The sequence below is a fragment of the Sphingobacterium paucimobilis HER1398 genome, assembly GCF_000416985.1.
Lineage (GTDB): Bacteria > Bacteroidota > Bacteroidia > Sphingobacteriales > Sphingobacteriaceae > Sphingobacterium > Sphingobacterium paucimobilis.
This window is the reverse complement of record NZ_ATDL01000005.1, coordinates 46402-68650: the sequence shown is the minus strand read 5'-3', so window position 1 is coordinate 68650 and position 22249 is coordinate 46402. Positions and strand designations below refer to the sequence as shown.

Below are 22249 nucleotides of genomic sequence, written 5' to 3'. Positions count from 1 at the left end.
GTGTTCGTTAAATGCTGAAAATAGTACACAACACGGAAACACTCAGGGTAAAGGGCTAAATAACGGAATATTTTTTCTGCTAGGAGCACCCTTCTTAATAGGTGCTGGAATAGGGATTCTATGGTATAAAAAATACCGTGTGAAAACCCCTAAAGTCGCAGCGTTGTCTCGTCATTAGTACGGATCTGCTCTTTTTGCTAATCCATCATTATTTTATAGATATTGCATCACACTGTCGAAAATAAATGCTTTTTCGTTATGATGCTGTGCTATATGTGCTTGCAATGATACGATGTGTTCGGATTGAAATTGTTGGATCTGTCTTTCATCGCTTACGATTAGCTGTACACAATACGTATGTCCTTCATGGGGCGTGTTGAGCATTTTTAGAAACTTAATGTCGCTGGGTAAAGTGGGAGTCCAAGACTGTTGGAGCCATGAAAGAAGAGTCTCATGTTGACTTTCTTCGATGATGATAGAAACGTTGTAAAGATACATGTTACAAAGGTACAAAATCTAAATTTTGTACCTGTAAAAAAAAGGTTGCAATATAGGTTAAGTCTGGGAAAATTATAATATTTGGGAGAACGAGAGATAGTTGGATGAGATTTTTAATAGTAGTTTTTTGTTTTCTATTTGGTATATCTATTCTGGGCGGTTGTAACGGTCAACAGAAAGTAGAATACATACCTGTACAAGACTTTTTCAGTAAGCCGGATCGTTTCAACTTTAGGGTGTCACCTAATGGACGATATATCGCCTATCTGGGACTAGAAGACCATTGCCGTAATATTTTTGTGCTCGATATTGATGAACCTGATTCTTCGAAACAATTGACCTATCAGGATAATATGAATGTCCAATACTTCTTTTGGATCAGTCCGGATAGTATCGTTTTTTCCAATACTCAATCTCCAGAGGATAGTTTGCGAATCTTCGCTATTGATATTCATACCGAGAAACCACAGTCCCTGTTAGCCCCAGCAAAGCATGAATTGGGGTGGTTGAGCCCACTTCGTGCCAAGGAAGGAAACCTCCTTGCCGAAATGAATGTTAGAGATTCTGCTGTATTTGATTTGTATCGTATACCACTCGACGGATCAGGACCTAGATTAGTGGAGATTAATCCCGGCAATATCAGTTCATGGTATGCTTCGTCTGATGGCAAGGTGAGACTTGCATTGACAAGCGACAGCGTCGAAGACCAATTGTTGTATCGCGAGCAGGAGGAAGAACCGTATAAGAAGGTTGTAGAAACTGATTTTGCGACTACAGTACTGCCTCTCGGACCTGTCAAGGACAATAGTTCAGCTATTTTCGCTATGTCCAACGTCGGCAGAGATAAACTTGCTATTGTCAAGCTTGACCTGCGTTCGGGTAAAGAAGAAGTCGTGGCAGAGAATGATAATGTAGATATGAACAGAGAAGGATACTCATTCTCCAGGCAAGAGATGATCTACACAGCGGGTATGTTGGATAAAAAAGAAACAAAAATCCTCAATAAGGATTTCAAAAAGATATACGCCAAAATAAACAACAAGTTTGATGGTTACAATGTTGATGTCCTAGATATGGATAGCGCCTTTAATATTGTCCTGTTCAAGACATATACCGATGTGAATCCGGGAGGTGTGTATTATTATTCTAAGAAAAAAGACAAAATAGTAGAGCTGTCTTCGATCAATCCAGCGTTAGCAGATAAGAGTTTGGCTCCGATGAAGGAGGTGACTTTCAATTCCAGGGATGGAAAGGCAATCAAAGGGTATCTCACCCGGCCCTTAGTTAAAAAAGATACTTATCCTGTTGTCGTATTGATTCATGATGGGCCTAATAGGAGAGATGTTTGGGGATTCAATTCTGAAGTTCAATTTTTGGCAAACAGAGGATATGCGGTTTTTCAAATCAATTATAGGGGATCTGTAGGGTATGGGAAAGAGTTTTATACGGCAGGATTCAAACAATGGGGAGGAGAGATACAGAATGATATCAGCGATGGTGTAGCCTGGCTGATCCATCAGGGGATAGCAGACAAAGACAAGATAGCTATCATGGGGACTGGTTTTGGAGGATATTCTGCTTTATATGCAGCTTGCTTTAACCCGACGCTGTACAAATGTGCCATTTCTTCTTCAGGCTATACTAATTTGTTTACTTATCTCAAGGAAATACCGCCTTATTATCAACCTTATTTACAGCTTTACTATAATATTATCGGCGATCCGACCAAGGAATACGAATTATTTAAAGCTATTTCACCCTTATTTCATGCGGAGAAAGTTAGAATGCCTATCTTGATGTTTCATGGAGGGAGAGATCGGTTTAACAGCTTGACCGATGTCAATCAATTTGTGCAGAAGGTAAAGAATAATAATGTGCCTATACGCTATGTGCTTAAGGAAGAGGAAGGGCGCCGGTTCAAAAAAGATGAAAACGTAATTGAGTATTACCAAATGATAGAACAATTCCTTAAAGAACAGCTATAGTTAATGGCAAATTTTGGTTTACAATATCGAAAGAACTTTGGTCTTTTAATCACATTCCTGGTTTTGGTCACGGTGTTATTCGTTACATCGGCTTTTTTTGCACGGACTATGACTACCAATTTTGTGGAAACCGAGTTTAACAATAAGAAAGTAGAAGTTTTCGATGAGTTCATCAAACCATTTAATGAATTCTTTACCACCAAAGTACCCGAAATATCCTACTATCAGGGATATATTGACTCGGCACAGGGGGCCGAGTTTTCCAATACAGTACTTCGTCGATATCCGTTTGTCGATAATGTGAATTTTTTTGATATCGTGTTTACCAACAGGGACGAGTTGGGGAAAGGGTTGCGTTTTAATAATTTGGGGATATCTTCGCGTAACTCGTACAACTTTAAACTGGATAAAGACAATCGTTTTATCGCTGTACATCAAAGCTCGGATGATTATAAGAATCATGCAGAAGACTTTAATAATGTAATGATCAAGTTGGCCGGCTTTCTGGACAGGGTGTCCGATTCTACCCGATTGACGGACAACGATATTTATAAGGTTTTTTATACCCTACAGCCCGGCAAGATCTCCTATTTGAATATACCGCGTATGTCCGACATCATGGCCTATAAGACTATGATGCGCTTTGCTGATCTTCCAAAAAGTGACTATGAGCAGGATCTGTTTGTGTTTGCCATAGAACCACGAAAGATGACCATTACGAACAAGTATCCCAATCTCTATGAAGGAATTACAATTAAACCAGTGGTCGATCAGTATGTCGTGAAGAATGCTGCTTATCTCCATACGGAGCTTGCCCTTCCTGGAGCACTGTCGGATTATAAGCTGCAGTTTGAAGCATCAAGAGAATTTATACAGAGCGATATCAACAGACGTTTTTTTCCGGTGATGATTGCTCTTTCTGTTATTTACCTGATTCTTTTGATGGTAGGCTATTTGGTGTACCGCAATGTGATGATCAATAGTAGATTATATCAGCTTCAGTACGATTTTATCAATAATTTGACCCATGAGTTCAAGACTCCGGTAAGTGTTATCAAGATCGCCGGCAATAATATAAAAAGTGCAGAAAAGATATCCGATACGGAGCGTCATATGTACGGACGCATCTTAGATCAAGAAGCAGACAAACTCAATGCTTTGATGAATAAGTTGTTGTCTTTTGCTCAGATTGAGAACAAATCTATCAAGTTTAATGGCGAATATATCGAGCTGGAAGAATTCTGTCAGCACATATTCGATGCAAGCCATCTCAAGTATCCAGATCTCCAATTGAGTTACGAGATTGATGTCAAAAATGAGATGTATGCAGATCCCGTTTTATTGACCAGTGTATTTCAGAACCTAATTGACAATGCCTATAAATACGCAGCCCCCGATCGGAAAATTTTGGATATCCGAGTCCAACAAAATAAGAAGAATTTTGTTATTTTGTTTAAAGATCAGGGAATCGGTATAGATAGGAAAGAATATAATAGTATTTTTAAGAAGTTTTACCGAGTTAAAAACCAGTTTAATCAGCAAGGAAGTATCGGTTTGGGATTAGCCTTCTGTAAAGAAATTACAGAATTCATGGGCGGAGAGATTAAAGTTGATAGTCAATTAAATGTTGGTACGGTTTTTACACTTACTTTCCCTGTAGAAGTTAAAAAAGCATAAATTATGGAAAAAGATATTACTGTAGCAGTTGTAGAAGACGATGAAAACTTACGTTTCTTAGTAAGTCATCGTTTACAGACTGAGAATTATAAAGTAATTCAAGTCGGAAACGGTTTGGAAGCAGAGCAAATAATCTTAGAGGCACAGCCGGATATTGTACTGTTGGATTGGATGCTTCCAGGAAAAGAGGGAATTGAGGTGTGTGAGGCTGTGCGTAAAGGGGGCTTTGAAAATACCATCATTATGATGACGGCGAAGTCTCAGGATGTTGATAAAATAGATGCCTATAGCTACGGGATAACAGATTATATCACCAAGCCGTTCAATATGGACGTATTAGTCGCTATGATCGAAAATAAAGTACGTTTCTTTGTTCCTAAAAATAGCAATAAGGATGTGCATGTTTTTGGAAATACGGAGCACCACCCTCAGATCCACTCGTTGGTAAGGGATGGAAAGAAAATAGAGCTGACTATTTTAGAAAATCGGATTCTATTGCATTTTTTGCAGAATATGGGACGCGAGATTACAAGAGAGGAGCTGATGGAAGTAGTTTGGGGATACAGTTCCAATGTAAATACAAGGACGTTGGATATGCATGTGGTTCGTCTGCGTAAAAAAATCGAAAACAACCCCGATAAACCCAATTACCTGCAAACAGTCAGGGGTTTAGGGTATAAATTTGTGGATGAAGAATAATTTGATGAATTTGGATAATTAAATCGTTTTAATTATCTTCGTCAATATCGAACAAGACCACTCTTTCAAAATGAGGAAAGAGTGGTCTTGTTTCTTTTTTATTAAGAATTTAGTGTTTACTATTTAAGTTAATTGAATAATTATGGCAGAAGTAACTTATTACACAGAAGAAGGGTTAGCGAAGTTAAAAGAAGAACTACAGTACCTAAAAACAGAAGGAAGAACAAAAATAGCCAGCGCTATTGCTGAAGCTAGAGATAAAGGAGACTTATCTGAAAATGCAGAATACGATGCGGCTAAAGAAGCACAAGGGCTACATGAGGCAAAGATTGCCAAATTAGAAGATGTGTTGGCAAGTGCACGACTAATAGATGAATCCAAATTGGATCTATCCAAAGTGTTGGCACTCTCAATCGTAAAGATCAAAAACAAGAAAAACGGTGCAGAGATGACGTATCAGTTGGTCTCTGAGACGGAAGCTGACCTAAAGGCAGGCAAGATATCTGTAAAATCCCCGATTGCGCAGGGATTGTTAGGTAAGTCTGTAGGTGATATCGCTAAAGTCAATGTTCCTGCAGGTGAAATAGAACTTGAAATCTTGGACATTTCTAGATAATAGGATATAGGTTATGAGCGGATTGCCATAACCGCTCACATATAACTTTATACACCAAAGAGGACCACGGAAACGCTGGTCCTCTTTGCTTTTTACTGTTTTCTCTATGTACACATAATGTCAGAAAAGAATATCACTGCCAACTTTCGTGACAGTTTATGCAAATACTTCCTGAAGGTTTTGTTATATTTGTTCATTGATCAACTTGAAAGATAAATGTCTACAATATTTTCAAAGATTATTTCGGGAGAGATACCTGCTTATAAAGTTGCTGAAAGCAATGATTATTTAGCATTTCTGGATATTTCACCGCTTACTCCGGGACATGTGCTCGTGATTCCAAAAACGGAAACAGATTACATATTCGATATTAATGACGATGAGTACATGGGCATGTGGGTTTTCGCGAAGATCGTAGCACAAGGAATAAAGAAAGTGTTCCCGTGCCGTAAAGTAGGGATCGCAGTAGTTGGTTTAGAAGTTGCCCATGCGCATATCCATCTTATGCCGCTTAATGAAGTAGGCGATATGAATTTTGAAAAAGAAAAACTGTCTTTACCTGCCGAGGAAATGACGAAAATAGCGGATGAAATCCGTCACGCAGTGGTATCTATCACCAATGGCGAGTAATCTCAACCTCATACTCGTATCCTAACAAAGAAATATGCAAGATTTTTTAGTGTCATTTCAACAATTATTGGACGCTGAGTACTTATTAAGTCATGGCGGTTTTTATATTGTTTGTTTAATCGTATTTGCAGAAACAGGGCTCTTTTTTGGCTTCTTTTTGCCTGGTGATTATTTATTGTTTTTAGCGGGATTGTTCTGTGCGCTCAATAAGATTGATGTAGGTATCGCCACCATGTACTTCGGTATATTGGCCGCTGGCATATTAGGCAATTTTGCGGGCTATTGGTTTGGGCATCGAACGGGGCCCATGCTGTTCAAGAGAAAAGACTCCCTTATTTTCAAAAGGAAATATGTGGTCATGGCCGAAGAGTTTTATCAGAAATATGGAGGAACCGCATTGGTAATTGGGCGGTTTGTGCCAATTATTCGTACCTTTGCGCCAATATTTGCAGGAGTGGTTAAGTTGGACTTTAAGAAATTTGTACTTTATAATGTTGTAGGTGCATTTATCTGGGTGTCTGTCTTGACTCTTTCGGGCTATTATTTAGGGGAGCTTTTCCCTTCTATCATTAATTATGTAGAGTATATTATTGTCGGTATGATTGTTATTGCATTCTTACCTATAATCATTGCTTTATTGAAACGATGGATAAAAGGCCAAAAGGAAAAAAAGAAACAAAATAAACAGTAATTATATTAATGAGTACACAACACCCTTGGCACCAAGTTTCTCCTGGTGAGGACCTGCCAAATTCCGTAAATGCTATTATAGAAATACCTAAAGGTTCGAAAGCTAAATACGAAATCGATAAAGATAGCGGATTGCTAAAACTGGATAGAGTTTTATTCTCTTCCGTGATGTATCCTGCTAACTACGGTTTTATCCCCCAAACTTACTGTGATGACAAGGATCCATTAGATATACTGGTTCTTTGTTCTGTTGATGTAATCCCAATGAGTCTTATTGAGGCTAAGGTTATTGGCGTGATGCACATGATTGATGGAGGTGAGCAAGACGATAAAATTATTGCTGTAGCAAAAAATGATATGTCTGTCAATCACATCAACGACCTCTCTGAATTACCTCCGCACACGATGAAAGAGATTGTTCGTTTCTTCCAGGATTACAAAGCTCTAGAAGGTAAAAATGTAACCATTGAAAATTTATATGGCCGTACTTACGCTCAAAAGGTTATCTTGGAGAGTATTGAGCTGTATAACAAAGATATAAGAAACAAATAAACCCTGATGGCCCTCGATATTTTTTGGACAATTTTTTTAGTTTTTGCAAACGGTTTTTTTGTTGCTGCTGAGTTTGCTATAGTAAAAGTAAGAGCATCTCAGATCGAGTTGCAGGCAAAGTCGGGTAGCAATGTCGCTAAAATTGCAAAAAATATTACGGAGCATCTGGATAAATACCTAGCTGCGACGCAGCTAGGTATTACTTTAGCTTCTTTAGGCTTAGGGTGGAAGGGAGAGGCTGTCATGACACAGCTTGTAACCCAACTGTTTGCTTACCTACAAGTGGATGCGTCTCAAGGTTGGGCAAAATGGGCTGGATTTGCCATCGCATTCGGTACGATCACGTTTCTGCATGTTGTATTGGGGGAGCTCGCTCCAAAGTCTATTGCCATACAAAAACCCGTAGCGACAACCATGAAAGTTGCTATTCCTTTACGCATTTTTTCATGGGCTTTGATGCCTCTGATTTACGTTTTTAACGGCTTCGCTAATTTTCTATTGAGGTTGGTGGGTATACAGCCCAATCCGAATGATTCTACGCACTCTTCTGAAGAACTCCAATACCTATTGGAGAAAGGAAAAGAGTCCGGTGCGTTGAACACCTCCGAGCATGAACTTATCAAGAATGTCTTCGATTTTAACGAGCGTATCGTGAAAAACATCATGGTCCCTCGGACCAAGATTGTAGCAGTCGAAATTGACGATTCCGCCGAAGAGTTTATTAATACCGTGACCGAAGAAGGTTACTCCCGTATCCCGATCTATGATGACAACATCGATCAGATTGTAGGTGTAGTCCATACAAAAGATATTTTACCACTATTGGTGAAAGGCAAAGATGTGGTGTTGAAAAATATCATGCGTAAACCCTACTTTATTCCTGAAACCAAGAAGATCAATGATTTGATGACCGAGTTTCAGCTCAAACGTATACAGATTGCATTTGTATTGGATGAGTTCGGAGGGACTGCCGGAATGGTGACACTCGAAGACATCGTCGAAGAACTCGTCGGTGAGATACAAGATGAGTATGATGAGGAAACACCTGTTGTCGAACGTATTTCTGAAACAGAATATATGGTCGATGCGGGAGCATCCGTACACGATTCAAACGGATATCTGCCGTTAGAGCTTCCCGAAAGTTCGGACTATGATACGATCGCTGGATTAGTTAGTCATGTTTTTGAGAAAATACCAGATGTCGGTGAGTCTACAGAAGAATTTGGCTATGTCTTTACCATTATGAAAAAGACGCAGCAAAATATAGAATACGTGAAGCTCGATCTTGTCGAAACGGCAGATGATGATAACGACAATTAATTCATGCATTTATTTTACACTGCTGATATAGAGCCCCATCATACTGTTTTTTTGCTCCATGAAGAGGAAAGTAAACACGCCATTAGGGTATTGAGGCTACAGACTGGAGATGTTATCCACCTGGTTGATGGCCGTGGAGGATTGTATGAAACGGAAATCATAGACCCACATCCCAAGCGGACGAGTTTAAAAGTGTTGCATGTTCAAACTCAATTTGGTATACAGCCCTATCACCTACATATGGTTGTAGCTCCTACAAAAAATATGGATCGTCTCGAGTGGTTTTTGGAAAAAGCAACCGAAATCGGTGTACAGGAGTTTACCCCAATCATCTGCGAACATTCCGAACGGAAAGAAGTAAAAGTAGAAAGGCTGGAGAAGGTCGCCATATCCGCTATGAAGCAATCTTTAAAGGCTTATTTGCCTCAGGTGAATCCAGCAATCCCCTTCAATAGATTTTTGCAGCAGATCGCAGGAAAGGATTTCAGCAAGGGAATTGCACATTGCGTCGACTCCGAAAAAAAGTATATTTCCAACGCATTTCAGCCTAAAGCCAATTATCTGTTGCTTATAGGCCCCGAAGGTGATTTCTCTGAAAAAGAAATAAGCCAGGCACTAGATGCTGGCTTTATTCCTATTTCTTTGGGAGAAGCTCGCTTGCGAACCGAGACCGCTGCCCTTGCTGCAGTACTTGAAATCTCTTTATTGAACCGTTAATGGATCAGTTCTGCATCCACTATCTGTATCTCCGCATTTCCTTTGAGCGGTTCCGGATTGAACTTCATCTTACCTTTTATTTTTATAGGTTCTTCCGTATACTTGATACTTCCTTTCTTCATAAATATCTCCACCATAGGGGGAATACCATTGCTGCCACAGAATTGACATTGCGCTATAGGAAGAACCGATAGCATGAAAGTACTGTGATTGCGACCACTATTGAGCGGTACGATATAGCCAGGCAAGTCGACAACCTTGTTTTCTAATCTTTTGAGCTCGGGTGGATAGTGTGGTGTATATACTTTTTTATTTCCTTCTGTACTGACTTTATACATCATTTTGTCAATAATCTCCCATGTATTGTTCATCATGGGGGTGTGGTCAGGTACATTGAGGTTGGGGTAATCTTTTAACTGCGCCTGTGAAACCAACGTGCTCAGTAAAAGAAAGTTTAATATCAAGAATAGCTTGTTCATGTTTGAATTCTATAGTTATGTCTTTATTATTATTTGGATGCCAAGGTTTTTGAAATAGTTGTTTTATACGCTTTGAATGCGGGGATCAATGCGGCGATTATTCCCAGGGCCATGGCGGCAGATAGAATGAGCAATTCATTGGGGTATAGTCTGAAGGCCTCAATGAAATCTGCACTCTGGCTCGTTTGCGTGCCTATATAGTATAATATCGTATGCCCCATCAATAAACCGAATAGTCCTCCGATCAGAGTAATCACCAAACCTTCGACTACGACAAGAGTGAAGAGCTTGGTCTTGGTCGCTCCCATTGTTCGCATGATTGCCATGTCATACTTACGGTCCTTAAGTGCGTTGTACAGACTGATAAAGACACTCAACGCTGCGATCAGCATAATGACATAAGCAAGGATAGCTAAAGAGTCAAGACCTACACCCAACAGTGAAAAAATACGAGAACTCTCAATAGCAGGAGATGCCGCTTGCATATGGGTGCTCTGGTTGACCAGACGGGGCAATACGCCGATGGCAGCAGGGGAGCTGTATTTGACCAATAAAGCGGTGATTTCGACACCATGATCTTCGACCATACCTTGGCCGATGCTTTTTACCATGTCAGGTGATTCCATTCTGGGCTTTTCCTTGACAAGAACTTCTTCTGTGTCCGCATGGTCATGTGTATGTTCCTGTTCTGTTGCATGTTCATGATCTCCGTCTCCATGCTCATGTGTATGGCCGTCCGCCTTATGCTCATGTTTATGGTCGTCCGCTTTATGCTCGTGTGTCGAACCGCTATGATGTGCATGGTCGTGATCGTGGTCATGATCACAGTCAGGGCCATGTATATGTTCTCCATCATGTGCGATACCATGCACCTCCCAGACACTAGCTAGGTTGGATAGGATCAGATTGTCTACGACAGATCGTGCTGGCGCCAGTATACCAACTACTTTGAACGGGTGGTCATCATGCACATGCGCATCAGCGGACAAACCATGTGCACCGTGAATTTCATCACCGATTTTCAATTGGTGCTTACGGGCCACTTCTGCGCCCAATACGATTTCAAAACTCTTTGTCCACAATCTTCCTTCGGCCAGCTTCAGCTCATACATACTCATGAACGAAGTGTCGGTTCCAATAATCCGGTGTCCTTTAAAATTATCGCCGAGCGAGATAGGGACAGCCTGTTGGACAAAGGGATTTTCAGCTATTTTATTGGCTTCCGCAAGTGAAATATTTCCAGTAGGGTTATCCACATGGTATAGACTACTCAATATTAATTGCATCGGGCTACCTTTTGCCCCAATTACCAGATCTACGTTCTTACTGTTGTTTTCCAGCTGTTTTTCGAAGGTATCGCCCGATATATAGATGACTAAAAGTATCGCTACGCCAAATGCTGTCAAAACTATACTCAGTAAAGTGGCGCCCCATTGCTGGGTAATATTCTTCCAGACTAATTTGAAATTGTTCATATTATAACTGATAGGTATTGGAGAAATTGTCCTTTATTCGTTTATCATGTGTCGCTATCAATAGGGTCGCATCATAGGTTGTTGCGGTATCCAATAGTAGATCCAGTACGTGCTTGGTGTTGGTGTCATCCAATGCTGCCGTTGGTTCGTCCGCAACCAGAAGTTTGGGCCCGTTGATCACGGCTCTAGCTATAGCGGCGCGCTGCATCTGTCCCCTGCTCAGCTGCGATGGATAGCTGTTGATCTTTTCGGACAACTGTAATTTGTCCAAGATCGCAGCAATAGCTGTCTTATCGACGGTTTTCTTGGCGAGGGTTTGAGCCAGTGCTATGTTTTCACCGATAGTCAGATTTTTCAAAAGGTGGGCCTCCTGAAAGATAAAACCAATATTGTCTGCCCGAAATCGATCGAGCTGACTTTCGCCAAGTTGATAGATATCCTGGTTGTTTATGAATACTTTCCCACTAGTGGGGCGGGAAAGTCCACTCAATAAATGTAGTAAAGTCGTTTTTCCAGTTCCTGAGTCTCCTAATAGAAGGGTATGTTGGTGCTTTTCTATTTTGAAGTCAGGAAACTGAAGTTCGTGCGACGGTAAATAGTTGAATTTAAGGTTTTCTGAACGTATCATGAATAATGTATTCCTACGGTGTGAATTTTCAACCTTAAAGGTATCGGAAATTGGTTACAATAGAAAATCTTAATAAAATTATTACAGGATTAAGTCCTTTTCGTCTTAAAGAAAAATTAATGTATCTGAAATAAAACGTGGGTTATCGAGGGGGCTGAGAGGTCTTTTTTTGTTCAATGGGGTCTAGTTAACGATTAATTAACAATAGGTTGAGCTAAAAGTAATTTGTCGGTAATATTGAGTTAATATACCCCTTATACTTTTGTGTTAAATTAAAATTAATTCAAGTTGAAACTAAATTTAAACATTAAAAAGGCAGGTTTGCTAGTATTAGGTGTAGTAGCAGGCTCAGTTGTATTTGCACAAAAGACAGATCCGAAAGGAAATGCCTTAGTAAAGGAGTCCACTAAAAAGGATACTGTTAATACGTTGAATGCACAGCAGAAGACAAGTGCTTCAATCGCTGATGGGGTTTCAGCTTCGGTATTAGGTATCCGGGGTCGGATCATCGACGTAGAGACGATGAAGCCTATAGCAGGAGTAAGTGTGTCCTTGTCTGATAATAGCAAAGTGACATCGACGAATGCGAATGGAGAGTTTATTATCCCTGTAGCCAAAAAGGGTGATTATAAAATAGTAAGTAGTTATCTGGGGTATAATAAGGAAGTTACTCCAGTAGTTTTAGAAGCTAAAAATTGGGAGACCGTAAGTGTTGTTTTGGTCAGTGAGTCTTCTACTCTGGATGAAGTCGTGGTAACACGTAGACGTGTACAAGCTAGTGAATTTGCGTTATTAGAAGAACGAAAAAACTCGAATCTATTTGTAGAAAAGATCGGAGCCCAGGAGCTGTCCCGTAAAGGGGTGTCTGATGCCGCTGGTGCTGTCAGTCAATTATCAGGAGTTTCCAGACAGGAAGGATCAACACAGGTTTATGTCCGAGGATTAGGGGATCGTTATATCTCTACATCGTTGAATGGTTTACCTATACCAGCTAGTGATCCTAACCTGAAAAATATTGCATTAGATATATTTACGACTGATGTTGTGGATTACATTGGTGTCGATAAGTCGTATAATGCCCCTTTGAGTGGAGATTTTGGAGGGGCAAGTGTTAACATCGGATCGAAAGATTTTAAGGGAGATCGTTTGTTTGAAGTTTCCGTAGGATCTTCTGTAAATACCAATGCTCTACAGCAGTGGAATAATTTTTATTTGCAGGATGGACCTAATTTTTTCGGGTATTCGGATTACAAAGCACCAGCGGATGTAGAAGGAAGTTATCATTTCAAAAATGGATGGGATCCGAAAAAGAAGACCCTGCTTCCAATGAATTTTGGCATAAAAGCAGGAGACTCCTTCAAAGTCGGTTCTGAGGGAAGGATGAGTTTGTTCGCTATGATGGACTTTGCGAATGGATACAACATACGCGAAGGTGTGAACTCCAGTTTTAGTGCGCAGGGAGCACCATTAAAATCCTTAAGTCAGTCCCAACAAAGCTATACTGCCAATACAACCGGAATGTTGAATGCCAATTATCAAATTAATCCTAAGCATAAATTGACCTATAACTTCATGTATGTCAATGCAGGGAATCAATACAGGGATGTGTTTACTGGATATATCAGAGACGCAGGCGTAGACGCTGAGAATTACAGAGGAACAATCAATCGTAGTACGTTTTCAAGTACGCAATTGTTTATTAATCAATTGTTGGGCAAACATACCTTGACGGATAAAATAGAATTAGATTGGGGAGTCGCTTACAACAATGTGAAAGGAGATATGCCTGATCGTTTGCAGAGTATGCACAGTGAGACTATTGATGGAGACCATTATTTCATTCGAGTCAATGCAGGAGATAATCATCGGTATTCCCATTTTCTTAAAGAGAATGAACTTGCTGCTAATATCGCTACATCTTATAAGTTAGGAGATAACAGAGGTAAACTAACCGTAGGTTATAGCGGAAAAAAGAAAGAGCTTTCTTTTAACGTCATGCAATTGAACTTTAATATTCTGGATGGACAGCAGAATACCACCAAGATAGATCCTTCTAACCTAGATCAGTACCTCGGAGCTTCTGGTTATGGCTCATTTTATAATCTTATTGGCTTGGCTGGGAATGCTTTTCAATATTATAATGGAGATCAAGATATTCATGCCGGTTTTGCAACAATGGATTATAAGTTGACCGATCGGTTGACAGGAGTATTGGGTGTACGGTACGAGAATATAAAGCAATACGTTGATTTCTATAGCATCGAGTATTCAAGAGATAAAAGCACATTAACCAAAAATGGATTATTGCCGAGCTTGAATCTAAAGTATGAATTAAATGCTAATAATAATCTGCGACTTGGAGCAAGTAAGACCTATACATTACCACAGTTTAAGGAACGAGCGCTCTTTTCGTATGATGATGTGACACAGCGATTCTTTGGTAATCCACATTTGTATGCATCCGACAACTATAATGTTGATCTAAAATGGGAAATGTTTCCTCGTGAAGGAGAACTATATTCTGTAACTGGTTTTGGAAAGTATATTGAAAACCCCATCAATGAGATCGTCGTGTCATCGACATCGAATGATATCTCTTATGCTAATACTGGTGATAAAGGATATGTCTATGGTATAGAACTAGAAGCTAAAAAATATCTGTTGAATTTGACAAATGATAAGCTCTCTATTGGTTTCAATACTGCAGTTATGAAGACAGATCAAAAGTTCAATCCAAATAAAGTACTCACTGAGACTGATGGATTGATCAATATTGATCCAACTAATATGTCATCAAAATTTACTGGAGCGTCTGATTTTATAGTTAACGCTGACTTATCATATCTCAAAAGCTTTGATGCTAATCGAAATCTTTCAGCGACGATATTATACAATTATTACTCCGATAAACTCAATGCAATCGGTACCGGAGGACGTGGTAATTTGATGGATAAAGGTTTAGGTACATTAGATTTTGTATTAAAATCAAAAGTAACCAAACACCTAGGAGTTGATCTGGCAGCACGTAATATCCTGAATCCTTCTTTTGAAAGATGGCAGCAAAATGAGACACCAGTGAAGGTGATGTCCTACAAGAGAGGGGCTTCCTTTAGCTTAGGTGTAAACTATAAATTTTAAATATAAGCTTAACAAAAAGCTAATATAGAGTTAATTATAAATAAATAACAAACGTCTTTCTTTGTATTATCGAAAGAAGAAAAAATTAAAATTAAAGAAATGAAAAGATCTACTTCTACATTGTTAATGCTCGCTTTACTTGCGGCTACTCCAACGGTTTTTACAGCTTGTAGCAAAAATGATGATGCTACTGAAATTATCGATACCGATATTCGCACAAATCTGCAAGGAGAAGTTAAGGATGGTCAACATCTAGTATTGGAAAGCGGTACTTACAAATTGAATGGTCCGTTGATTGTAAAAGCTGGTGGAAAATTAACGATCAAGCCTGGTGTAATTGTAGAGGCAACACCTTTTAAAGGTGGTGAGGAGATTCGTTATATTGCAGTAGCTCAAGGGGGACAGATTTTTGCAGAAGGAACTAAGGAAAAACCGGTAGTTTTTACCGCGGTAAACAAAACACAACAAGCTTGGGGTGGTATTGTATTGTGTGGTAAAGCTCCAATTAATAAGGGCGTTACTGCATCAGCAGAAGTTTCTTCATTAACCTATGGAGGTAATGTGGCTAACGATAATTCTGGTGTAATTAAATATGCTCGTATTGAGTATTCAGGTTATTCTTATAACACAGAAAAGGAGTTTAACGGTCTTTCTATGTTCGGTGTAGGTAGCGGTACTACGATTGAGTATGTTCAAGTACACGAAGGTTCTGATGACGGTTTTGAGTGGTTCGGTGGTACAGTAAATACAAAGTATTTGGTAGCTACTGCCAATGAAGATGATCAATTTGACTGGACTGAAGGTTGGAATGGTACGAACGAAAACTGGTATGGAAAAGAAGCCGCTTCTAAAGGAAACAGAGGTATAGAAGCGGATAACAATTCTAATAACCATTTAGCGAATCCTATTTCTAACCCAACAATTAAAAATTTAACGTTAATCGGTCGTGGTGAAGCTGGAGCAGAGCCTCAAGCAATGAAACTACGTGTAGGTACTAAAGCAAACATCGATAACGTCGTGTTAAGTAACTGGTCAGTTGGCTTTGATGTAGAACATAATGAGGGAATTAAATATGTTGGAGATGGTACATTGAAAGTTACTAATGTGAAATTTGACAAGGTCCTTACCAAGTCGAAAGGAACAACAACTAGTCCTGGAAAAGATCCAGTAACAAATAAAGATCTTCCAGGTTTACCAGCTGATGTGTCAGCAATCTATACAGAAAATGCTAATGCTACAGGTGCTGGTGCTGGAGCAGGCGTTCCAGAGTGGGCTAAAGGATGGACTGTTGGTTTGTAATCAAATAGTTTCTAAATAGATAAGAAGGGCTAACTCGTAGAGTTAGCCCTTTTCTATGGTGCTTATCTGCAGTTTTTTAAATTAATCATTTATTAATAATGTTTTGACGATTAAATCATATGTTTTGCATTTATTGTGATTATAAATACCATGTTTTTTTTACTAGAAATGACCTCAATATGAAAGCACTTTGTTTATTTATCTTCTGTTTATTATCTATTAGTCTCTCTGGGCAAGAAGTAAATCTCTTTGTCAATGCTTATAATCCGAGTAAAGAACAGATTGATAGTGCTACTACTTTTATTCCGCTAAAAGATGGAAAGGTGGTGTATAGGGAATTATTACCTTATACTGGTGACAGAGTTGAAGTTCATGCGACTTTAAAAAGATGGTTTGTAGATAGGTTTCCAGATATTCAGAATGTGATCCAAATCGATGATCCACACTTGGGGACATTGGTAGGAAAGGCTGTCATAAAATATAGTTTTAAATCAGGAGTTAATAGTTCGAATTTTTCTATGTTCTTTACTGTCTCGATCGATATTGGTCCCGAGACTGTTGATATGAGTATATATAACATATACGGTAGCGATAAGAGGAGGAATAATCTGCAGATGTATCTTGAAGCAACCAATTCCATGCTGAATGACGTTAATTTTGATCAGCATAGTTCCGTAGATAAGTTTGATCTGGACTTAACTAAATCCTATTTTGATTATATGAAAGGGAAGCAGGAAAAATATAACGGCAAAGTTTTGTATGCGATGGATCGAGAGATTAGGTCGATTTTTGAGTCGGCGGAGAGTGTATTGAAGTAGACCTAATTGAAGAGAGAAATTAATACTTATTAACGGTTATAACTAAATTTAGTTTATGGCATTGTGAAGTGCTACAATTTCAATTAGTCAGTAGTTTAAGAGTTATTCTGAATGTAATACAGATTACAAATAGCTACGTGCAACTATTGAAGTAAGTGATGATAATTTGTGCTCTTGCTACGTAACATGCGTTTAAAGAAATAGTAGTTTCTCTTGGATTACAGTGAAGACTATCTCTGGTTAATTAAGAACGGGGTAGACTGTGTTCTCTTTTTCTTAGTCTTGTACAAGTGTGACATCAATTAGATACTGTTTGTTTCAATTTTAAGATGATTTTTGATAAAAATGTGACTTTGGCTCCAATAGCTACGTAATGATGGGATAAATTTGTTTAAGGACGACATAAACTGGTAGAAAGTTATCACAAGCTCAGAGCAGACCCGGAGTTACTGTTATCAGTTTCTAGTTTTTTTTGTTCTGATTGTTTTTTTGTTGTACACGGATAGATCTATGTTACGTAGCAACATTAATCTTGTAGAAACGTGATAAATTAATTGGCCAGAGTCCGCTCAAGTCCCTTTAAGTCCGCTCAACTCCGTTCAACTCCATTATAGCTTCGACTATACTTCGATAAAGCTTCGTACCATCTTCGAGATTCCTTCGGGACTGCTTCGCCTGTCCTTTGACAGTTCCTCGACAATGCTTTGTCTCCAAGGCAAACAATAGCTGAACAATAGCCGAACAGCAGACGAGTATGTCCCAAGGCAGTCTCGAGCCTGTCTCCTCCCTCTCTGGAAGGGACGTGCAAGAACTACCGAATGCTATGAAAAAAATCTGTACAAGGTGATGCGAAGGATCTCCTTCTTCCGCTGGGATTACGACTATGATCTTACTCTGTTTTTTGACGTGGGTAGATTTTTAAGATTTTGTGAAAAGGATATGAGATTAAATGTTATTTTAACCGATCAGTTTGATTTGCTAAGGTTTGTAGTGATACACAATCTCGTATTTTTCGTGCTTGTACTTCTCGGCTAGTTCGCCAATATTTAAATTTTGTCCTTGCGGAGTAGGTTCGCAGATGGAAAAATACTGGCCTTCATATTTGATAGCCTTTCCGATTTTTTGCTCAAACTGTACCGCCATGGTAATATGTGTCGGATACAGTATAGCGATCATCGGGAGATTGTACAGTTCCTTGACCAAGAAGAAAAATAGTCCTGCACGGTCATCACAGTCACTATAGTTGTTCATCAAAGTTTGTTCCGGTGACAAGCGTTTTTCTATACCGAAGTTGATATCATCATTTTCATATAAGAAAGCATACCGTGTAAACCGCATAAGGTAATCGACACCATCTTTGGTCGTCATTCCTTTGGTATTCTCTTTCAGTACCGGAATCAATGATTGGTAGGTCACCTTGGTGAGGGGGATGTTGAAATACGTTTCAAAGTCTACACCTGGATAGTTTTTAAAAATCCCGGCGACATGATCATTGACTTTGATGTCAAATTCATAGACTTTGTCCTGATATTGAAAGTTGACATTCTTAACCGCGTAGGACTCATCTTTAAATTCGGGCATTTGCGCGATTTTGTAACTGAAGTCGCCTTCTGCGCCAGGGATGGTAATTGCTACAGGGCGATAGACATCGGAGCGTTTGAATAACTTGCCATAATCATGGTAGTTAAGGCAAGTAAACTGCTGTCCATCGATGATAAAAAAGGGAATATCCGAGATATCCTCTTTGTTTTTGATGTAGAATATCACTTGGTCATCGCCAACCGCTAGGCGGGCATCGTACCCCGATTTGTTCATCAGGTACCATTTATAGAGCGTGTAGCGATGGTAGTTCTCGGCTTTAGGGCTTATTGCTTCCGATACCTGTCGGATAAGCTGGTAGTAAAGCCAGTCATTAAGGTTATTTTCCGTTTTAAATGCTGTTAATTGTTCTATAAGCGGTGTATATTCCCTTGATTCGATGTCCTTGTAAAAGTGTAAAATAGACTGCTCATCAGTTTTTCCCAGAATTTGAACCTGAGGGGTATGAGATCTGTCGAAAACAAACGGTTTTTTGAAAAAGTCGATGGTATCCAATTGCTGTCCCCACAACGAAGCCGTACAGGTCAGACCTATACAGAGTAAGAGGATATATCGGATACAAAGCCTCATTTTATTAACATTTGCTTAATATAAAGTTAATAAAAAAATAATGTTATTTTTCTTATCCTGACTTATTTAGGTTCAATAGGCGGACTGTCGTCTAATCGGGTCGGGTCAGTTATTTTCGGTGGAGTTTGATCTAACCAAACCTATTGTGTCGAATTTCAAACCTTGGAGATAGGTTTTTGATTCTAATTCCATATCTTTGCAGGGATGGATAATTTCATTGTTTCAGCCCGTAAATATCGCCCAGCGACCTTCGACTCCGTTGTAGGACAGTTGCATATTACAAATACGCTAAAGAATGCGATTCATAGTAATCAGCTTGCGCAAGCGTTTTTGTTCTGTGGACCTAGAGGAGTGGGGAAGACGACCTGTGCCCGTATATTGGCTAAGACGATAAATTGTGAGAATATCTCCTCGAGTACCGAAGCTTGTGGAGAATGTGAAAGCTGTAAATCTTTTGCGGGAGGTGCTTCATTCAGTATTCATGAGTTGGATGCGGCATCGAACAACTCTGTCGACGATATCCGTAGCCTGATCGATCAGGTACGTATACCGCCTCAGACGGGAAAATATAAGATTTATATTATTGATGAGGTGCATATGTTGTCTCAAGCAGCGTTCAACGCCTTTTTGAAGACCTTGGAAGAACCACCTTCCTATGCGATATTCATATTAGCGACCACAGAAAAACATAAGATTCTGCCTACGATACTATCGCGTTGTCAGATATTTGACTTTAACCGTATCCGTGTAGAGGATATGTCCAATCATTTGGCGTCTATCGCAACAAAAGAGGACGTAGCTTTCGAAATGGACGGTCTTCATGTGATTGCGCAAAAGGCTGACGGTGGTCTGCGGGATGCTCTCTCTATGTTTGATCAGATAGTCAGCTTTTCGAATAGAAATCTGACCTATCAAGCTGTAATCGAAAATTTAAATATTTTGGATTATGATTATTACTTCAACCTAGTCGAAGCAATAAAGAAAGAAGACGCAGCAGAAGCCTTATTGATACTGGATAATGTGCTAAACCGCGGGTTTGATGGCGGACATTTTATCGCTGGGCTTTCCGGACATTTAAGAAACCTCTTGATTACAAAGGAACCCAAGACCTTAAAGCTCTTGGAGGTAAGTGATAATATCAAGAAAAAGTATCTTGAACAGTCCTCGTCTTTGAGCTCAGGTCTTTTATTGTCGGCATTGAATATAGCAAATCAATGCGAGATAAGTTATAAGGCAAGCAAGAACCAAAGGCTTCAAGTGGAGTTAGCACTATTAAAGATGTGCCACCTTGCTGCAGCAATACAGCTCGGAATAAATGGTGTATCAACTCAGGTTGATCAAAAAAAAAAACTACCTGAGTCCACAGTAAAAGCTCCTGTTCAGGTGACAGCACCTGTCGCCCAGCCAGTGGATAATAAGACGGTTGCGCCTAAAGAAGAAGCTCCTAAGCAGCGTGTTCCTGCCCGCAAGCTTCCTGTCGAGGAAAAGAAAAGCTTCTCTTCCGGAAAAGGTTGGGGAAGTTTTAAATCAACTGTAGCTGTCCCCAATTTGAATACGGTATTCGAGGAAAAGAATGAGGAGGAGGAAGAAGAAAATGATCTCATACAGGGAAGTGAATTCAGGGAAGTGACATTCAATTCTTTTATCGCTAAATGGAATGATCTGGCGGAGAAAATGAAAGCGAATAATCGGATCACCATTTATACCATAATGACAGCCAATCCGCCAAGGCTGAAAGGCAATGTTATTGAGATCGATGTAGAGAATGCTATTCAGAGTGATCAGTTGAGAGAAGGCAAGATCGATATGTTGAATTACCTGCGTCCAGAACTTCAAAACTTCTCCTTGGATATAGAGACGGTGCAGCTGGAACAGGCGGTCATCCGTAAGGCCTATACCTCTCAGGAAAAATATCAGGTTATGGCTTCCAAAAATCCCGCACTGGAAGTGCTGCGGAAGACTTTTAATTTAGGACTTAGTTGAGTAATATTCTTGCCGTTCGATTTGAATGGCTTTTTAATTTTTGTTTTTTAACCGAGCTTTTGCGAGTTCACCTTCAGATAATTTAATACATGCAACATAATTTCCAACGTCGCGATAGAGGCGAAAAAAGAGAAACTAACCAAATGGTTTTCGGTATCCGTGCCGTTATCGAAGCTATCGACAGCGGAAAGGAAATAGAATCGCTTTTCATACAGCGAGGTATCAGTGGCAGTCTTTTTCTAGAGCTTAAATCATTGCTCAAAGAACATGGATTGAGCTACCAACAGGTTCCGGTCGAAAAACTGAATAGAATCACTAGAAAGAACCATCAGGGTGTAATCGCTGTAATCTCACCGATTACCTATGAGCGCATTGAAGATTTGTTGCCTACGATTTATGAAAAAGGAGAAACACCTTTGTTATTGATGCTGGATGGCGTGACCGATGTACGTAATATGGGTGCTATCGCACGGACAGCAGAATGTGCTGGCGTACATGCGATCATTGTTCCTAAAAAGGGATCGGCCGAAATCAATCCGGATGCGATAAAGACTTCGGCAGGAGCGTTGTACAAAATTCCGGTATGTAGAGAGGATTCCTTGGGTAAGACGGGACGTTTTCTGATCGAGTCGGGAATCCAGTTGGTGGTGAGTACCGAAAAGACAAAAGAATCGGTATATGACATGGATTACAGTGGGCCAACCTGTATCATTATGGGAGCGGAAGATGTGGGCGTGTCGGATGAACTGATCCGTATCTCCGATAAATTGGCAAAAATACCTATGTTCGGTGAGATCGGTTCGTTAAATGTATCGGTATCTGCAGCTGTAGTGATTTATGAAGCGATACGTCAGCGAGGTTTAGAGCGTTAAGGAA

General features: G+C 39.7%; 19 protein-coding genes. 14 read left to right on the top strand and 5 right to left on the bottom strand.

The window, feature by feature from the left end:
• Window positions 1–213 precede the first annotated feature (213 nt).
• Window positions 214–498, bottom strand: a complete 285-nt coding sequence (locus M472_RS28135) for a DUF4286 family protein (RefSeq protein ID WP_021069186.1) — start codon at window positions 496–498, stop codon at window positions 214–216.
• A 104-nt stretch (window positions 499–602) separates the two neighbouring features.
• On the opposite strand from M472_RS28135, the gene M472_RS28130 reads away from it, so the two are divergent.
• The 9 genes from M472_RS28130 to M472_RS28090 all read left to right on the top strand — a co-directional run bounded on the left by M472_RS28130 (window position 603) and on the right by M472_RS28090 (window position 9384).
• On the top strand, window positions 603–2483 hold the full coding sequence (locus M472_RS28130) for a S9 family peptidase (RefSeq protein WP_021069185.1): 1881 nt from the start codon (window positions 603–605) through the stop codon (window positions 2481–2483).
• A gap of 3 nt (window positions 2484–2486) precedes the next feature.
• Complete coding sequence (locus tag M472_RS28125; RefSeq protein WP_021069184.1) at window positions 2487–4160, top strand: sensor histidine kinase; 1674 nt, start codon at window positions 2487–2489, stop codon at window positions 4158–4160.
• 3 nt (window positions 4161–4163) lie between these two features.
• On the top strand, window positions 4164–4859 hold the full coding sequence (locus M472_RS28120) for a response regulator transcription factor (RefSeq protein ID WP_021069183.1): 696 nt from the start codon (window positions 4164–4166) through the stop codon (window positions 4857–4859).
• A gap of 142 nt (window positions 4860–5001) precedes the next feature.
• Window positions 5002–5475, top strand: coding sequence for a transcription elongation factor GreA (greA, locus tag M472_RS28115; protein ID WP_021069182.1), 474 nt, complete (start codon window positions 5002–5004; stop codon window positions 5473–5475).
• Between the two features lie 216 nt (window positions 5476–5691).
• Entirely contained in the window at window positions 5692–6105 is a 414-nt protein-coding gene (locus M472_RS28110) for an HIT family protein (protein WP_021069181.1), read from the top strand.
• Between the two features lie 34 nt (window positions 6106–6139).
• Window positions 6140–6796 (top strand): DedA family protein, encoded by a 657-nt coding sequence (locus tag M472_RS28105; protein WP_022829275.1) that lies wholly within the window; start codon window positions 6140–6142, stop codon window positions 6794–6796.
• A gap of 8 nt (window positions 6797–6804) precedes the next feature.
• Window positions 6805–7347, top strand: a complete 543-nt coding sequence (locus M472_RS28100; protein WP_021069179.1) for an inorganic diphosphatase — start codon at window positions 6805–6807, stop codon at window positions 7345–7347.
• Window positions 7348–7353: 6 nt separating this feature from the next.
• On the top strand, window positions 7354–8667 hold the full coding sequence (locus M472_RS28095; protein ID WP_021069178.1) for a hemolysin family protein: 1314 nt from the start codon (window positions 7354–7356) through the stop codon (window positions 8665–8667).
• A 3-nt stretch (window positions 8668–8670) separates the two neighbouring features.
• Entirely contained in the window at window positions 8671–9384 is a 714-nt protein-coding gene (locus tag M472_RS28090) for a 16S rRNA (uracil(1498)-N(3))-methyltransferase (RefSeq protein ID WP_021069177.1), read from the top strand.
• Here the strand turns inward: M472_RS28090 and M472_RS28085 are convergent.
• Genes M472_RS28085 through M472_RS28075 form a run of 3 tightly spaced genes read right to left on the bottom strand, consistent with a single transcriptional unit; the run spans window position 9381 to window position 11966 of the window.
• Window positions 9381–9863: a hypothetical protein gene (locus M472_RS28085; RefSeq protein ID WP_021069176.1), complete on the bottom strand. Its 483-nt coding sequence runs from the start codon at window positions 9861–9863 to the stop codon at window positions 9381–9383. The two genes, M472_RS28090 and M472_RS28085, sit on opposite strands and share 4 nt — an antisense overlap.
• 29 nt (window positions 9864–9892) lie before the next feature.
• Window positions 9893–11338: an ABC transporter permease gene (locus M472_RS28080; RefSeq protein WP_021069175.1), complete on the bottom strand. Its 1446-nt coding sequence runs from the start codon at window positions 11336–11338 to the stop codon at window positions 9893–9895.
• Window position 11339: 1 nt separating this feature from the next.
• The gene (locus tag M472_RS28075) at window positions 11340–11966 is read right to left on the bottom strand and encodes an ABC transporter ATP-binding protein (protein ID WP_021069174.1); all 627 of its coding nucleotides are present in this window, start codon (window positions 11964–11966) and stop codon (window positions 11340–11342) included.
• Window positions 11967–12254: 288 nt separating this feature from the next.
• Here M472_RS28075 and M472_RS28070 point away from each other — a divergent pair, with 288 nt between their 5' ends.
• From M472_RS28070 to M472_RS28060, 3 genes are all read left to right on the top strand, one after another.
• Window positions 12255–15104 carry a TonB-dependent receptor gene (locus M472_RS28070; RefSeq protein ID WP_021069173.1) on the top strand — a complete coding sequence of 950 codons (2850 nt, stop codon included), beginning with the start codon at window positions 12255–12257 and terminating at the stop codon, window positions 15102–15104.
• A gap of 99 nt (window positions 15105–15203) precedes the next feature.
• Window positions 15204–16403 carry a hypothetical protein gene (locus M472_RS28065; protein WP_021069172.1) on the top strand — a complete coding sequence of 400 codons (1200 nt, stop codon included), beginning with the start codon at window positions 15204–15206 and terminating at the stop codon, window positions 16401–16403.
• Between the two features lie 179 nt (window positions 16404–16582).
• Entirely contained in the window at window positions 16583–17221 is a 639-nt protein-coding gene (locus tag M472_RS28060) for a DUF4468 domain-containing protein (protein ID WP_021069171.1), read from the top strand.
• Between the two features lie 978 nt (window positions 17222–18199).
• On the opposite strand, the gene M472_RS28055 is transcribed toward M472_RS28060, so the two are convergent.
• Entirely contained in the window at window positions 18200–19390 is a 1191-nt protein-coding gene (locus M472_RS28055; protein ID WP_021069170.1) for a hypothetical protein, read from the bottom strand.
• Window positions 19391–19594: 204 nt separating this feature from the next.
• On the opposite strand from M472_RS28055, the gene M472_RS28050 reads away from it, so the two are divergent.
• Together M472_RS28050 and rlmB are read left to right on the top strand one after the other, a co-directional pair.
• Window positions 19595–21373 (top strand): DNA polymerase III subunit gamma/tau, encoded by a 1779-nt coding sequence (locus tag M472_RS28050; RefSeq protein WP_021069169.1) that lies wholly within the window; start codon window positions 19595–19597, stop codon window positions 21371–21373.
• Between the two features lie 89 nt (window positions 21374–21462).
• Entirely contained in the window at window positions 21463–22245 is a 783-nt protein-coding gene (rlmB, locus tag M472_RS28045; RefSeq protein WP_021069168.1) for a 23S rRNA (guanosine(2251)-2'-O)-methyltransferase RlmB, read from the top strand.
• Window positions 22246–22249 lie beyond the last annotated feature (4 nt).